The following is a 14,809-nucleotide window of genomic DNA, read 5'->3' as shown; positions in this document are numbered from 1 at the left end:
AGTTCAAGCGGTACGAAGACCCCGCCCTGCCCTGCCTACGGTCACCCAGTGACGAGCAGCAGGCTGGAACCCCCCACCCACACCACCGGCGCACACCGGGCGCACCGGCGGGCGGCCGAAAGCCCCCGCACACTCGGCCAGCACCCGCCCGCCCGCTACGAGGCGTATCTGGACGGCCTGTTCACCTACTGCCTCTCGGTGCTCTGCGACCACGACGCCGCGACCGCCGTCCTCGGCGACGTCCTGGCCGTCGCGGAGCGCCACCGCGGGCGCTGCCCGTCCGACGAGGACGGGCGCAGGGCCTGGCTCTACGCGCTCGCCCGCTGGGCCTGTCTGCGCAGCCTCGGCGAGCAGCGCGCCAAGCGGCAGGGCGCGCACACCGGCCGCCCGCCGGTCGCCGCGCCCGAGCCGCCCCGGGTCTCCGAGGAGGTCGCCGAGCGCCGCCGCGCCGAACTGGCCGTCCTCGCCTGGCCGGAGGCCGCCGGCACCACCCCCGAGCAGCGCGAGGCGCTGGAGCTCGCCGTCCGGCACGGCCTCAGCCACCGCGCGGTCGCCGCCGTGCTCTCCCTCGACCCGCTCGCCGCCCGCGAGCTGCTCTCCTCGGCCGCCTGCGAGGTCGAGCGCACCCGGGCCGCCCTCGCGGTCGTCGAGACCGGCAACTGCCCCACCGTCGCCCGGCTCACCGGCGACCACCAGGTGCTGCTCTCCACGGCCCTGCGCGCCGAGCTCGTCCGCCACGTCGACGACTGCCCGCGCTGCCGCCGGGCCGCCGAGCGGGCGGGTGCGAGCGGCCCGTGGCCCGGCGCGACCACGCCCACCCCGGCCCGGCTCCCGCTGGTCGAGGCGCCCAGGGCGGCCGCGTACGTGGCGATGCTGCACGCCCCACGCGCGCGTGCGGGCGCCCCGCGCTTCGGGCCCGCAGGCTTCCCCCTGGACCCCAAGGACCACGCGGCCCGCCGCGACCGGATGCGGGCCCGCGCGGTGACGACCACCGTCGTGGCCGCCGTCGTCGCGGCCCCCGTCCTCGCCCTCTGGGCCTCGTACCGCAGCGGTCCCGTCGCGGGCGAGGCCAGCGCCGGCGCCCCGGTCAGCGCGAGCGAGGCGGACGAACCGGCGGGCCTCGACGGCTCCCCGTACGACCACTACGAGAACGCGGGCAACGCCCGCACCACCCCCGACCCGCGCTTCACCCAGGGCAGCCGGTCCCCGGACGTCTCGGTCGAGGTGATCAGCCCCGGCGGCCCCGTGGGTCCCTCGGCGCCGGGCGAGGCGGGCCCCGGCCGGATCACGGTCACGGCCCGGGGCAACGGCGACACCACGCTGCTCACCCTCACCGCCTCCGGCGGCTCGCCCGTCTCCTGGACGCTCTGGTCGGACGCGCCCTGGCTGTACGTGGACCGGGCCTCGGGCACCCTGCGCCCGGGCGAGTCGGTGACCGTACGGATCTCCGTCGACCAGGCGCGCGAACCGGCGGGCGCCTGGTCCGCCCGGGTCGGCGTGAACCCGTCAGGCGCGGTCGTACGCATCGACGGCCGCGGGGCGACCACCCCGGCGCCCCCGACGACGGAGGAGCCCCCGCCCACCACGGAGGAGCCGACGACTCCGCCGCCCACGACGGAGCCCCCGACGACACCCCCGACGACGGAGCCGACCACACCCCCGCCCACCGAGGAGCCGACGACCCCGCCGCCCACGACGGACCCGACCCCGACGACCGAGCCCCCCACGTCCACGGACCCGGGAACCCCGAGCGGCTCGGACTCCCCGCCCGCCTCCTAGGGCCTCTAGGCGCGGGGCGGGTCCGCCGGGTGCGGGGCCAGCAGCGGCAGCTGGGAGGCGAGCCGCGCCTCGCACAGCTCGACCAGCACGTCGTACCCCGCCTTGCCCATCAGCTCGGTCAGCTCCGGCCGGTACGTCACGTACACCGGATCCCCGGCCCCGTGCGCCGAGGTCGCCGACGTGCACCACCAGTGCAGGTCGTGACCGCCCGGGCCCCAGCCCCGCCGGTCGTACTCGCCGATCGACACCTGCAGGATCCGGGTGTCGTCGGGCCGGTCGATCCACTCGTACGTCCGGCGGACCGGCAGCTGCCAGCAGACGTCCGGCTTGGTCTCCAGCGGCTCCTTGCCCTCCTTGAGGGCGAGGATGTGCAGCGAGCAGCCGGCGCCGCCCGCGAACCCGGGCCGGTTCTGGAAGATGCAGGACCCCTTCCAGCGCCGGGTCTGCCGGTCGCCGTCGTCGTCGAGCTGGACCCAGCCCGAGTCCGTACCGACGTCGTGGAACTGCCACAGCTCCGGCGTGAGCCGCTCCACGTACGAGGCGACCCGCTGCTCGTCCTCCTCGTCCGAGAAGTGCGCGCCGAGCGTGCAGCAGCCGTCGTCGGCGCGGCCCGCCTGGATGCCCTGGCAGCCGCTGCCGAAGATGCACGTCCAGCGCGAGGTCAGCCAGGTCAGGTCGCAGCGGAAGACCTGCTCGTCGTCGGCCGGGTCGGGAAACTCGACCCAGGCGCGCGCGAAGTCCAGACCCTTCTCGTCCGGCTCGCTGCCCGCTCCGGACACCGTGCCCTGCTTGATCGTGACCTTGGAGGCCTTCGCGGCTTCCTTCGAGGCCTTGGAGTCCTTGGAGGTCTTGAGGTCCTTGGGGGGCTTGGGAGACTTCGTGGCGCTGTCGCCGCCGCTGTCTTTGCCCGGCTTCGCCTTTTTCGTCTTTGGCACACGCCAAGCGTATGCGCGCGGGCGCAGTAGCGTTCCGTCCATGAGACTCGGAGTCCTCGACGTCGGTTCGAACACAGTGCATCTGCTGGTGGTGGACGCCCACCCCGGCGCCCGCCCGCTGCCCGCCCACTCCCACAAGGCCGACCTGCGGCTGGCGCAGCTCCTCGACGCCGGGGGCGCCATCGCCCCCGACGGCGTGGAGCTGCTCATCGCGACCGTGCGGGACGCCCTGGCCGCGGCCGAGGACAAGGGCTGCGAGGAGGTCCTGCCGTTCGCGACGTCGGCGGTCCGCGAGGCGACGAACGCCGACGCCGTCCTGGCCCGGGTCAGGGACGAGACCGGTGTCGACCTCCAGGTCCTCACCGGCGAGGAGGAGGCGCGGCTCACCTTCCTGGCCGCACGCCGCTGGTTCGGCTGGTCCGCCGGCAAGCTGCTCCTGCTCGACATCGGCGGCGGCTCGCTGGAGATCGCGTACGGCATCGACGAGGAGCCGGACGCGGCGGTCTCGCTGCCGCTCGGCGCCGGCCGGCTCACGTCGGGCTGGCTGCCCGGCGACCCGGCCGAGGAGGCGGACGTACGGGCGCTGCGCCGCCATGTACGCGCCCAGATCGCCCGTACGGTCGGCGAGTTCAGCCGCTTCGGCAAGCCCGACCATGTCGTGGCCACGTCCAAGACCTTCAAGCAGCTCGCCCGCATCGCCGGCGCCCCCGGCTCCGGGGAGGGGCTCTACGTCGACCGCCTGCTGACCCGCAGGTCCCTGGAGGAGTGGGTCCCCAAGCTCGCCGTCATGACCGCCGACCAGCGCGCGGCCCTGCCGGGCGTCTCCGAGGGCCGCGCGCCGCAGCTGCTCGCGGGCGCGCTCGTGGCCGAGGCCGCGATGGACCTCTTCGGCGTCGACGAGCTGGAGATCTGCCCCTGGGCCCTGCGCGAGGGCGTGATCCTGCGCCGCCTGGACCACCTGCCGGAGGAGTAGCCGCCACCACCGGCCGGAGGAGCACCCGCCCCGAACGGCCGCCACGCGCGCGTGAGGCGCCCGGTCCTCCACGCGCGCGTGGAGCGCCCGTCCGTCCACGCGCGCGTGCCCCCGGCCCCGCTCCCGAGCGACCCGCCCACGCCCCCCACCGTGACCGGAACCACCTCCCCGGTCCCGGCCCCGCCCCGTACCCTGTCCTTCGTGGCAGAACCAGTCGTGCGCATCCCGGATGCGAAGGTCGCGCTGTCGACGGCCTCGGTCTATCCGGAGTCGACGGCGACGGCCTTCGAGATCGCCGCGCGCCTCGGCTACGACGGCGTCGAGATCATGGTGTGGACCGACCCGGTCAGCCAGGACATCGAGGCCCTGCGCCGGCTCTCGGACTACCACCAGGTCCCGATCCTCGCCGTCCACGCGCCCTGCCTCCTGATCACCCAGCGCGTCTGGTCCACCGACCCGTGGGTCAAGCTCCAGCGCGCCCAGGCGGCCGCCGAGCGGCTCGGCGCCTCCACGGTGGTCGTCCACCCGCCGTTCCGCTGGCAGCGCCAGTACGCCCGCGACTTCGTGACCGGGATCTGGCGGATGGCCGACGAGACGGACGTCCGGTTCGCCGTCGAGAACATGTACCCCTGGCGGTACAAGGACCGCGAGATGCTCGCGTACGCCCCCGAGTGGGACGTCACCAAGGACGACTACCGCCACTTCACGGTCGACCTCTCGCACACCGCCACCGCCCGCACGGACGCCCTCGCCATGATCGACCGCATGGGCGACCGCCTCGGCCACGTCCACCTCGCCGACGGCAAGGGCTCGGCCAAGGACGAGCACCTCGTCCCCGGCCGCGGCAACCAGCCCTGCGCCGAGCTCCTGGAGCGCCTGGCGCTCACCGGCTTCGACGGTCATGTGGTCATCGAGGTCAACACCCGGCGCGCGATGTCGGCGGCCGAGCGCGAGGCGGACCTCGCGGAGGCCCTCGCCTTCACCCGCCTCCACCTGGCCTCCGCCACGGCCGCGAGCTCGACCGGCTCCGCGAGGTCCACGGGCTCCGCCAGGTCAACCGGCTCCGGCTCCTCGTCCCGGCCCTCCGGAGCGCCCCGCCCATGACCGGACCGGCCGCCCCGCGCCGCCGCGGCCGTCCCTCCCGTACCGAGGAGGAGAGCGGACCCGGCGCCCGCGAGCGCATCCTGGAGGCCGCCCGCGCCCAGTTCGCCGAGCGCGGCTACGACAAGACCTCCGTGCGCGGCATCGCCAAGGCGGCCGGCGTGGACCCGGCGCTCGTGCACCACTACTTCGGTACGAAGGACGAGGTCTTCGCCGCCTCGATCGAGGTCTCCTTCGAACCCGCCCTCGTCCTCCCCGCCATCCTCGGCGGCCCCCGCGACGGCATCGGCGAGCGCCTCGCCCGCTACTTCATCGGCGTCTGGGAGAACCCGGTCAGCCGCGCCCCGCTCCTCGCGATCGTCCGCTCCGCGCTGACCCACGAGGCGGCGGCGAAGGTGCTGCGCACCTTCGTCCTGCGCCGGCTCCTGGAGCGGATCGCCGCCGACCTCGACGTACCGGACCCGAAGTTCCGCGCGGAACTCGCCGCCTCCCACATGATCGGGATCGCGATCCTGCGGTACGTCATCCAGGTCGAGCCGCTGGCCTCCGCGGACCCGGAGGAGATCGTGGCCCACGTGGCGCCGACCCTCCAGCGCTACCTCACGGAAGCCTGAGCGGACCCGGAGCGGACCCTGACCAGACCCTGACCGGGCCTTGACCGGATCCCTCGGGGGAGCCTGACCGAAGGCTGAACAGCGCGTCCGGCATCCGGACACGCCGTCCAGATCTTGGGCGGTCGGCGTACGCTCGTACCAAGCACCCCCATCATCACTGAGCATCACTGAGGAGCGAGCGACGATGCCCGAGCTGAGGTCCCGCACAGTCACCCACGGCCGCAACATGGCGGGCGCACGCGCCCTTATGCGCGCCTCCGGTGTACCCGGCGCGGACATCGGCCGGAAGCCGATCATCGCCGTCGCCAACTCCTTCACCGAGTTCGTCCCCGGCCACACCCACCTCCAGCCGGTCGGCCGGATCGTCTCCGAGGCCATCACGGCCGCCGGAGCCATCCCGCGCGAGTTCAACACGATCGCCGTCGACGACGGCATCGCGATGGGCCACGGCGGCATGCTGTACTCCCTGCCCTCCCGCGACCTGATCGCGGACAGCGTCGAGTACATGGTCGAGGCGCACTGCGCGGACGCCCTGATCTGCATCTCCAACTGCGACAAGATCACCCCGGGCATGCTGAACGCGGCCCTGCGCCTGAACATCCCGACGGTCTTCGTCTCCGGCGGCCCGATGGAGTCCGGCAAGGCCACGCTGGTCGACGGCACGGTCCGGACGCTCGACCTGGTCGACGCGATCTCCGACGCCGTGAACGACAAGATCTCGGACGAGGACATCCTCCGTATCGAGGAGAACGCCTGTCCGACCTGCGGGTCCTGTTCCGGCATGTTCACCGCCAACTCGATGAACTGCCTGACCGAGGCCATCGGCCTCTCCCTCCCCGGCAACGGCTCGGTCCTCGCCACCCACACCGCGCGCAAGGCGCTGTACGAGAACGCGGCCCGCACGGTCGTCGACATCACGCGCCGCTACTACGACGAGGACGACGACTCCGTCCTGCCGCGCTCGATCGCGACCCGCGCGGCCTTCGAGAACGCCATGGCCCTGGACATCGCCATGGGCGGCTCGACCAACACGATCCTGCACCTGCTCGCCGCCGCCCAGGAGGCCGAGCTCGACTACGGCCTCTCCGACATGGACGCGGTCTCGCGCCGCGTGCCGTGCCTGGCCAAGGTCGCCCCGAACGTGGCGCCCGGCGGCACGTACTACATGGAGGACGTCCACCGCGCCGGTGGCATCCCCGCCATCCTGGGCGAGCTGTACCGCGCCGGCCTGCTGAACGAGGACGTCCACACCGTCCACTCCCGCTCCATCAAGGAGTGGCTGGAGACCTGGGACGTGCGCGGCGGCTCCCCGTCCGAGGAGGCCGTCGAACTGTGGCACGCGGCCCCCGGCTGTGTCCGCTCGGCGACCGCCTTCTCGCAGTCCGAGCGCTGGGACACCCTGGACACGGACGCGGCCGGCGGCTGCATCCGCGACGCGGCCCACGCGTACTCCAAGGACGGTGGCCTCGCGGTCCTGCGCGGCAACCTGGCCGTGGACGGCTGTGTCGTGAAGACGGCCGGCGTGGACGAGTCGATCTGGACCTTCGAGGGCCCGGCCGTCGTCTGCGAGTCGCAGGAGGAGGCCGTCGAGAAGATCCTGAACAAGCAGATCAAGGACGGCGACGTGGTCGTCATCCGCTACGAGGGCCCGCGCGGCGGCCCGGGCATGCAGGAGATGCTCTACCCGACGTCCTTCCTCAAGGGCCGGGGCCTGGGCAAGACCTGCGCGCTGGTGACGGACGGCCGCTTCTCGGGCGGTACGTCGGGCCTGTCGATCGGCCACGCGTCGCCGGAGGCGGCGTCGGGCGGCACGATCGCCCTGGTCGAGGACGGTGACCGGATCCGTATCGACATCCCGAGCCGCGGGATCGAGCTGCTCGTCGACGACGCGACCCTCGCGGCCCGCCGCGAGGCGCTGGGCGGGGTCTACGCCCCGAAGAACCGCGTGCGCAAGGTCTCGGCCGCGCTGCGGGCGTACGCGGCGATGGCGACGAGCGCCGACAAGGGCGCGGTCAGGGACGTGTCGAAGCTCGGCTGACGCGCCACAGCTCGGAAACGACGGAGCGCGGGGAGCGGCCCGAAAGGCCGCTCCCCGCGCTCCTCGCTGTCCGGGGTTCCGGGGTCACGGGGTTCACCACCCCGCCGGATCCCGCCCGTCCACCGCGAAGACGGACCCGTCGGGCGCGGTCCCGAACACCTTGTCGCCGACGACGACGGGCGCGGGCACCGTCGCCGCGTACCCGAGCCGCCCGTCCCGCAGCCGTGGCCCGGTCTGCCCGAGCAGCGCCCCGCGCCCGGTGTCGACGGCGAGCAACCGCCCGTCGGCCACGGAGAAGTAGAGCCGCCCCTCGGGCCCGAGCACGGGCGCCGACATGTTCCCCGTCGCCGTCTCCAGCTCCCAGAGCACCCGCCCGCCGACGGTGTCCAGCGCGGTCAGGCGGCCGGTGGTGTCGAGGAGGTAGGCGGTGTCGCCGGCCACGACGATCCTCGCGTCGTCCAGCGGGTACGGCAGGGCGGCACGGCGTACGGAGCCGTCGGCCGGGTCGTACCGGACGAGGGCGTCGGTCCGGCTGTCGGCTTTCGCCGACCGCAGGAACACCACGCCCTCGCCGCTCGTGCCCACGGGTACGAGGTCGCCCGCGAGCCGCGTCCGCCGGACGACCTCGCCGGTCTCGGGGCGCAGGGCCCCGAGCGTGGTGCGGGCGGCGCCGCCCGTGGTCTCGAAGACGGCGACGAGGCCCGAGCCGTCGTCGTACGGGCCGAAGAGGGGCGCGGTGAAGCCGGCCAGGGCGCGGCGCCAGAGCTGCTTCCCGGTGTTCCCGTCGACGGCCCGGACGGCCGAGGTGGAGGTCGGGTAGAGCAGCGTGTTCCCGGCCGCGTTGGCGCCTTCCTGACGTGCGGCGGCGCCGGTGTCCCAGACCGGAGTGCCTCGGTCGGCGGAGTACACCCGCAGGGTCCCGTCGTCCGAGACGGCCCCGACCAGGCCGCCGAAGGGCACGGGGGCCGAGACCTGTTCGCCGGGCTCCCCGGGCCGGGACCAGAGCACGCGGCCGGTGGCGGGGTCGAGCCGGGCGAGCGGGACGCCCCGGGCCGAGCAGTAGAGCGCGTCGGCCGCGGTGACGCACGCCGGGGCGCCGGCCTTCCCCAGCACGGTCTCCCAGCCGTCGAAGGGGGCTGCCTCCCCGACGGGCTGCGACCGGGGCGCGGGGGCGTCGCCGTCCCCCGCGCGCAGGGCCACGAACGCGCCCCCGGCCGCGAGGACCACGAGCGCGGCGGCGACCACGACCGACGGCCGGACCAGGCGCCTCCGCCGGGCGCGCGGCACCGAGGCCCGTACGGGCGTGTCGGCGTCCCACGCCCCCGAAGCGGGTGACGCGTCCGGGAGCGGGTCGGGCAGCGTGAGCGGCCGCCGCTGGGCGGGTATGAACGCCGCCGCCTCGTACGACGGAGGCTGCAGCGCCGCCATGATCTCGGCCGGAGTCGGGCGGTCCGCCGCCTCCTTGGCCAGACACCGCGCGACGAGCGGAGCGAGCGCGTCCGGAACCCCCGTCAGATCCGGCTCGTCGTGGACGACTTGGTACGCCACGATGTACGGGCTGTCCGAGTCGAACGGCCCGTGCCCGGTCGCCGCGTGCACCAGGACGGAGCCGAGCGCGAACACGTCCGCCGCGGGCCCGACCTCGCGGGGCCGCTGGAACTGCTCGGGCGCCATGAACGGCGGCGAGCCGATCAGCTTCCCGGTCTCCGTGTGCAGATCGCTGTCGACCGGCCGGGAGATGCCGAAGTCGATGACCTTCGGCCCGGTGTCGGTCAGCAGCACATTGCTCGGCTTGAGATCCCGGTGCACGACACCGGCCCGGTGGATGTCGCGGAGCGCCTCGGCAAGGCCTGCCGTCAGCCGGCGCAACTCGGCGGGAGAAAGCGGCCCGTTCCGCTTCACCTGGTCGGCGAGCGTCGGACCGGGCACGTAGAGGGTGGCCATCCAGGGGCGCTCGGCGTCGGGATCGGCGTCCACGACGGGTGCGGTGAAGGCGCCGCTCACCCGGCGCGCGGCGGCCACCTCCTGGCGGAAACGCGCCCTGAACTCGGGGTCCTCCGCGTACTGTCCGTGCACCACCTTGACCGCGAGCCGCAGCCCGGAGGCGGAGGTGGCCAGATGGACCACGCCCATGCCGCCCGCGCCGAGGCAGGCCTGGAGACGGTACTCACCCGCGTACTCGGGCTCTTCCGCTTCCCGGTCGGCACCGGTCCTGCGCAACGGCGGCATCGCCCACCCCCGTGTGGTTCCGCTCGACTTCGCGCGCGTGCGCGACGCACGGAGCCTAGTCGATGGCGCACGGGATGTCGGCGGGGCTTGCTAGCCTGCGCGTCGCGGAGAGTGAAAGTCATCGGAGCGCTTTTGCGCCAACGGGGGAGAACACGATGGGCATGGACAAGACCGCAGCCGGAACGGAACAGGCCGGGGTGTCGACGATGGGCGCGGTGCGCTATCCGGTCGCCCCGGGCTACCGCGTGAACGTGCGCTCGGGCCCGGGCACGCAGCACCGCATCGTGCGGACGCTCGCCCCGGACGTCCGGGTGCCGATCCTCTGCCAGACGACGGGCGAGCGCGTCAGCGGCCCGTACGGCACGACGAACATCTGGGACAACATCGCGGCCGGTGAGTTCATCTCGGACGCGTACGTGAAGACGGGCAGCGACGGCTTCGTCGCCAAGCGCTGCGGCTGACGCCTTCCGTCCCCTCTTCCTGGGGATCCGGGATAATCGACACGTGAGCGACGAAGACCAGACCGCCAAGCCGACCGACACCGGCGCCGCAGGCACCGCCGCTGCGCCCGCGGGTCCGCAGCCCGAGGAGATCCGTTTCTTCGGGACGACCTGGGTGGAGCACGACGGGCAGTACGGGCTCCGCCGCGCCGGCGTCGCCCTCGGGGCGCTCGTCGCCGCCGCCGCGGGCTGCTTCGTCCTGCGCTTCGCCTACCAGGGCCTGGAGATCGCCGAGGTCGGCGGCTTCGTGAACATGCTCGTGGTGCTGATGTTCGCGATCTGCAGCGCCATCGCCTTCCGCAAGACCTGGGAGGGCTTCGTCCGCCGCCCGGCCGACCCGGCCCGCGAGGACTCGCTGCGCAGCCTCAAGATGATCGGCTTCATCGGCTCCCTCCTCGCCTACTTCTTCCGCTGCTTCATCGAGGCGCCCGGCGAGAAGCTGCGCCGCACCGAGTACGAGACGGCCCGCAAGCAGTACGAGAAGCGCCGAGGCACCCGCACGGGCAACCCGGCGGCCCGAAAGAAGCCCAAGCGCAAGTAGTACAGGGACGCCCCACCCCTCCCTCTTCACCATCAGAGCCCCGGCCGATCCATCGGCCGGGGCTCTGATGCCTGCCCGGACGCTTGACGCTCCGATCCCCCCAGGAGCATTATTCAACGCATGATGAATTACTCGGAAGGGGGCCCGGCCCCAGCGATCTCCGCGCACGCCCTCACCGTCGTACGAGGCGACCGCACCGTCCTGCGCGGCCTCGACTTCACCGTCCCCCCGGGCAGGATCACCGGCCTCCTCGGCCCCTCCGGCTGCGGCAAGTCCACCCTCATGCGCGCGATCGTCGGCACCCAGGCGAACGTCACCGGAACCCTCGAGGTCCTCGGCCGCCCCGCCGGCGACGCCGCCCTGCGCTCCCGCATCGGCTACGTCACCCAGGCGCCGTCCGTCTACGACGACCTCACCGTCCGTCAGAACCTCGAATACTTCGCCGCCGTCCTCCTCCCCGGCCGCACCCACCGCGAAGAGCGCCGCGCCACCGTCGCCCGCGCCATCGACGACGTCGACCTCGCCTCGCACGCCGACGCCCTCGCAGGCCGGCTCTCCGGCGGCCAGCGCAGCCGCGTCTCCCTCGCCGTCGCCCTCCTCGGCACCCCGGAAGTCCTCGTCCTCGACGAACCCACCGTCGGACTCGACCCCGTCCTCCGCCGCGACCTGTGGAACCTCTTCCACCGCATCGCCGCCGACCGCGGCGCCGCGATCCTCGTCTCCTCCCACGTCATGGACGAGGCCGAACGCTGCCACCGGCTCCTCCTCATGCGCGACGGCGAGATCCTCGCCGAGGACACCCCCGAGGCCCTGCGCCGCCGCAACGACACCGCCACCGTCGAAGAGGCCTTCCTCCACCTCGTCGACGCCGCCGACGCCCGCGAAGCCGTCCGCCTCCAGGAGCCCCAGCCATGACCAGCGCCCGCACCCTCGCCACCGCCGCCCGCGTCCTGCGGCAGCTGCGTCACGACCCGCGCTCGATCGCCCTGATGCTCCTCGTGCCGTGCCTGATGCTCTTCCTGCTCCGGTACGTCTTCGACGGCAACCCGCGCACCTTCGACAACATCGGCGCCTCGCTGCTCGGCATCTTCCCGCTGATCACGATGTTCCTCGTGACCTCGATCGCCACCCTGCGCGAACGCACCTCCGGCACCCTGGAACGCCTGCTCGCCATGCCCCTCGGCAAGGGCGACCTCATCGCCGGCTACGCCCTCGCCTTCGGACTCCTCGCCATCGTCCAGTCCGCCCTCGCCACCGGCCTCGCCCTCGGCCTCCTCGGACTCGACGTCGTCGGCTCCCCCTGGCTGCTCCTCCTGGTCGCGCTCCTCGACGCCCTCCTCGGCACCGCCCTCGGCCTCTTCGTCTCGGCCTTCGCCGCCTCCGAGTTCCAGGCCGTCCAGTTCATGCCGGCCGTGATCTTCCCCCAGCTGCTGCTCTGCGGCCTCTTCATCGCCCGCGACCAGATGCAGCCCGTCCTCGAAGGGATCTCGAACGTGCTGCCCATGTCGTACGCCGTCGACGGCATGAACGAGGTCCTCCGCAACCCCGACATCACCGGCGCCTTCGTCCGCGACGCCCTCGTCGTCGCAGGCTGCGCCCTCCTCGTCCTCGCCCTCGGCGCGGCAACCCTCCGCCGCCGCACCGCCTGACCGCCCCTCGGACACCCGCACCGCGCACCCCCGCGCGGTGCGAGGATGGCGACACGTATTCCTTCCGGCGAGGTGAACAGAGCCATGACCCAGACCGTCGCAGTCCTCGGCACCGGCAAGATCGGTGAAGCGCTCCTCAGCGGCATGATCCGGGCCGGCTGGCGCCCCGCCAACCTCCTGGTCACCGCCCGCCGCACCGAACGCGCCGAGGAGCTCCGCGCCCGCTACGGCGTCGAGACCGTCACCAACGCCGAGGCCGCCAAGCGCGCCGACACCCTCATCCTCGCCGTCAAGCCGCAGGACATGGGCCGTCTCCTCGACGAACTCGCCCCCCACGTCACCGCCGACCGCCTGGTCATCAGTGCCGCTGCCGGTATCCCCACCTCCTTCATCGAGGACCGGCTCACCACCGGCACCCCCGTCGTCCGCGTCATGCCCAACACCCCCGTCCTCGTCGACGAGGGCATGTCCGTCATCTCGGCCGGCAGCCACGCCACCCCCGACCACCTCGTGCACACCGAGGAGATCTTCGGCGGCGTGGGCAAGACGCTCCGCGTCCCCGAGTCCCAGCAGGACGCCGCCACCGCCCTCTCCGGCTCAGGACCGGCCTACTTCTACTTCCTCGTCGAGGCCATGACCGACGCCGGCATCCTCCTCGGCCTGCCCCGCGCCCAGGCCCACGACCTGATCGTCCAGGCCGCCATCGGCGCCGCCGTGATGCTCCGCGACAGCGGGGAGCACCCGGTCAAGCTCCGCGAAGCCGTCACTTCCCCGGCCGGCACCACCATCAGCGCCATCCGCGAACTGGAGAACCACGGCGTACGGGCCGCCCTCATCGCCGCCCTGGAAGCGGCCCGCGACCGCAGCCGCGAACTCGCCAACGGCAACGGCTGACGCAGGCCGGTGGCGAGGGCGCCCTCGCCACCGTGCCCGCCTTCCGTCACCCGGCGGGCATCAACCCGATCGCCCGATAGGCCCGGTCCACCAACGGCCGGGCCATCCCCCGGGCCCGCTCGGCTCCCTCCCGTAGAACCTGATCCACATACCCCGAATCGGCCGCCAGCTCCGCGTGCCGCTCCCGCACCGGCCGCAGCAGCTCCACCACCGCGTCCGCCGTGTCCCGCTTCAAGGATCCGTACGACTCATATACACCGGCCAGGGCTTCCGGGTTCCCACCCGTCGCGGCCGCCAGCACATCGAGCAGATTCGCGACCCCGGGCCGGCCCTCCCGGTCGTAGGCGACATCCCGCCCGCTGTCGGTCACGGCCCGCATGATCTTCCGCCGGACGGTCTCCTCGTCGTCGAGCAGATAGACGATCCCGGCCCCGTTCTCGTGCGACTTCCCCATCTTCGAACCCGGGTCCTGAAGATCCATCACCCGAGCCGCCACCACGGGATGCGTCGCCTTCGGCACCGTGAACACATGCCCGTACCGCTGGTTGAACCGCACCGCCAGATCCCGGGTCAGCTCCACGTGCTGCGTCTGGTCCTCACCGACCGGCACCTCGTCGGTCCCGTAGGCCAGGATGTCCGCCGCCATCAGCACCGGATACGTCAGCAACGACAGCCGCACCCCCTGCCCGGCCGCCACCGCCCGCGCGCCCTTCTCCTTGTACTGGATCATCCGCCGCAGCTCGCCGTCCGTGGCCGTGCACTCCAGTAGGTACGAGAGCCGCGCGTGCTCGTCCACATGACTCTGGACGAAGAGGGTGCACAGCTTCGGATCGAGGCCCGCGGCCAACATCAGCGTGGCCGCCTGCCGACTGAGCCGCCGCACCCGCGCCGGATCGTGGTCCACGGTCAGCGCGTGCAGATCCACGACGCTGAACAGCGAGTCCGACGCGTGCTGGTCCACCTCGACCCACCGCCGTACGGCCCCGAGGTAGTTGCCCAGGGTCAGATGGCCCGTCGGCTTGATCCCGCTGAAGATCCGCTTCATCGCGTCGTTCTCCCTCTCCGATGTGCGCCGACCCGTCGGCCGCACTCCCGGAGGGGGATACGCGAACGGCCGCCGAGTCGGCGGCCGCTGAGTGCATGCGTCTAGTGGGGCCGCCGGGTCAGGCGGCCCACCACTGAGTGGTGTGCGCATGCGTGGTCATACGGAGAGGGTACGCCCGAGGACCGGGGTTGACATGGGATTCCCTGCTCCGTAGTGTTCTCCGAGTTGTCCGACGTGAGCACCGACTCCGGTCGGCCCCGGACAGCGATTCCGCAAGATCCATTTGAAGCTGACGGCGCTTCGTCGCGTCGTCGTGCTTTCCGTGCGTTTTTGCGAAATGAGGAATCCGCGTTCGAAGGTTTGAGCGCGAGCCGCCCGATTAGCGTCGGGGGCAAGGAATCCGCTAAAGTCTCACTCGTCGGAACGGCCCAACAGCCGCGAGGACAACCCACTCTGACTGGGAATCAGGCCCGAAAGGATCTGATAGAGTCGGAAACGCAGGAAGGCCGAA

At 72.9% G+C, this 14,809-nt stretch carries 13 protein-coding genes; 10 read left to right on the top strand and 3 right to left on the bottom strand.

Translation table 11 applies throughout. The features are described 5' to 3' along the window. Positions 1–48: 48 nt before the first annotated feature. A complete protein-coding gene (locus tag ACWCO8_RS10575; protein ID WP_451031946.1) occupies positions 49–1,779 on the top strand; it encodes a BACON domain-containing protein in 1,731 nt (576 codons plus the stop codon). A gap of 5 nt (positions 1,780–1,784) precedes the next feature. On the opposite strand, the gene ACWCO8_RS10570 is transcribed toward ACWCO8_RS10575, so the two are convergent. Then, entirely contained in the window at positions 1,785–2,714 is a 930-nt protein-coding gene (locus tag ACWCO8_RS10570; protein WP_451031945.1) for a hypothetical protein, read from the bottom strand. A 40-nt stretch (positions 2,715–2,754) separates the two neighbouring features. On the opposite strand from ACWCO8_RS10570, the gene ACWCO8_RS10565 reads away from it, so the two are divergent. The 4 genes from ACWCO8_RS10565 to ilvD all read left to right on the top strand — a co-directional run bounded on the left by ACWCO8_RS10565 (position 2,755) and on the right by ilvD (position 7,440). After that, positions 2,755–3,687: a Ppx/GppA phosphatase family protein gene (locus ACWCO8_RS10565; RefSeq protein WP_451031944.1), complete on the top strand. Its 933-nt coding sequence runs from the start codon at positions 2,755–2,757 to the stop codon at positions 3,685–3,687. Between the two features lie 201 nt (positions 3,688–3,888). Continuing rightward, a complete protein-coding gene (locus ACWCO8_RS10560; RefSeq protein WP_451031943.1) occupies positions 3,889–4,791 on the top strand; it encodes a sugar phosphate isomerase/epimerase family protein in 903 nt (300 codons plus the stop codon). After that, positions 4,788–5,402, top strand: coding sequence for a TetR/AcrR family transcriptional regulator (locus ACWCO8_RS10555; protein ID WP_451031942.1), 615 nt, complete (start codon positions 4,788–4,790; stop codon positions 5,400–5,402). Before ACWCO8_RS10560 ends, ACWCO8_RS10555 begins: the two co-directional genes overlap by 4 nt. Before the next feature lie 184 nt (positions 5,403–5,586). Next, positions 5,587–7,440 (top strand): dihydroxy-acid dehydratase, encoded by a 1,854-nt coding sequence (ilvD, locus tag ACWCO8_RS10550; RefSeq protein WP_362015640.1) that lies wholly within the window; start codon positions 5,587–5,589, stop codon positions 7,438–7,440. Between the two features lie 93 nt (positions 7,441–7,533). Here the strand turns inward: ilvD and ACWCO8_RS10545 are convergent, their stop codons facing one another. Next, complete coding sequence (locus ACWCO8_RS10545) at positions 7,534–9,669, bottom strand: protein kinase domain-containing protein (protein WP_451031941.1); 2,136 nt, start codon at positions 9,667–9,669, stop codon at positions 7,534–7,536. Positions 9,670–9,830: 161 nt separating this feature from the next. On the opposite strand from ACWCO8_RS10545, the gene ACWCO8_RS10540 reads away from it, so the two are divergent. The 5 genes from ACWCO8_RS10540 to proC all read left to right on the top strand — a co-directional run bounded on the left by ACWCO8_RS10540 (position 9,831) and on the right by proC (position 13,253). Further along, a complete protein-coding gene (locus ACWCO8_RS10540) occupies positions 9,831–10,130 on the top strand; it encodes an SH3 domain-containing protein (RefSeq protein ID WP_451031940.1) in 300 nt (99 codons plus the stop codon). A 43-nt stretch (positions 10,131–10,173) separates the two neighbouring features. After that, a complete protein-coding gene (locus ACWCO8_RS10535; protein ID WP_451031939.1) occupies positions 10,174–10,710 on the top strand; it encodes a hypothetical protein in 537 nt (178 codons plus the stop codon). 120 nt (positions 10,711–10,830) lie between these two features. After that, positions 10,831–11,625 (top strand): ABC transporter ATP-binding protein, encoded by a 795-nt coding sequence (locus ACWCO8_RS10530; RefSeq protein WP_451031938.1) that lies wholly within the window; start codon positions 10,831–10,833, stop codon positions 11,623–11,625. Further along, positions 11,622–12,359 carry an ABC transporter permease gene (locus tag ACWCO8_RS10525; protein ID WP_451031937.1) on the top strand — a complete coding sequence of 246 codons (738 nt, stop codon included), beginning with the start codon at positions 11,622–11,624 and terminating at the stop codon, positions 12,357–12,359. Before ACWCO8_RS10530 ends, ACWCO8_RS10525 begins: the two co-directional genes overlap by 4 nt. 84 nt (positions 12,360–12,443) lie before the next feature. Continuing rightward, positions 12,444–13,253: a pyrroline-5-carboxylate reductase gene (proC, locus tag ACWCO8_RS10520; protein WP_362015629.1), complete on the top strand. Its 810-nt coding sequence runs from the start codon at positions 12,444–12,446 to the stop codon at positions 13,251–13,253. Positions 13,254–13,299: 46 nt separating this feature from the next. Here proC and trpS read toward each other — a convergent pair whose 3' ends face one another. Then, positions 13,300–14,298, bottom strand: a complete 999-nt coding sequence (gene trpS, locus ACWCO8_RS10515) for a tryptophan--tRNA ligase (RefSeq protein WP_451031936.1) — start codon at positions 14,296–14,298, stop codon at positions 13,300–13,302. Positions 14,299–14,809: the final 511 nt, after the last annotated feature.

The sequence above is a fragment of the Streptomyces sp. NPDC001927 genome (genome assembly GCF_053594455.1).
Note: the sequence above shows the minus strand (reverse complement) of the source record. Positions and strands in the feature narration are given on the sequence as shown.

What these genes read in the sequence shown, in the direction of transcription:
- ACWCO8_RS10565 (WP_451031944.1), top strand. Translation starts at nt 2,755, where the DNA reads ATGAGACTCGGAGTCCTCGACGTCGGTTCGAACACAGTGCATCTGCTG.
- ACWCO8_RS10555 (WP_451031942.1), top strand. Translation starts at nt 4,788, where the DNA reads ATGACCGGACCGGCCGCCCCGCGCCGCCGCGGCCGTCCCTCCCGTACC.
- ilvD (WP_362015640.1), top strand. Translation starts at nt 5,587, where the DNA reads ATGCCCGAGCTGAGGTCCCGCACAGTCACCCACGGCCGCAACATGGCG.
- ACWCO8_RS10545 (WP_451031941.1), bottom strand. Translation starts at nt 9,669, where the DNA reads ATGCCGCCGTTGCGCAGGACCGGTGCCGACCGGGAAGCGGAAGAGCCC.
- ACWCO8_RS10540 (WP_451031940.1), top strand. Translation starts at nt 9,831, where the DNA reads ATGGACAAGACCGCAGCCGGAACGGAACAGGCCGGGGTGTCGACGATG.
- ACWCO8_RS10530 (WP_451031938.1), top strand. Translation starts at nt 10,831, where the DNA reads ATGATGAATTACTCGGAAGGGGGCCCGGCCCCAGCGATCTCCGCGCAC.
- ACWCO8_RS10525 (WP_451031937.1), top strand. Translation starts at nt 11,622, where the DNA reads ATGACCAGCGCCCGCACCCTCGCCACCGCCGCCCGCGTCCTGCGGCAG.
- proC (WP_362015629.1), top strand. Translation starts at nt 12,444, where the DNA reads ATGACCCAGACCGTCGCAGTCCTCGGCACCGGCAAGATCGGTGAAGCG.
- trpS (WP_451031936.1), bottom strand. Translation starts at nt 14,298, where the DNA reads ATGAAGCGGATCTTCAGCGGGATCAAGCCGACGGGCCATCTGACCCTG.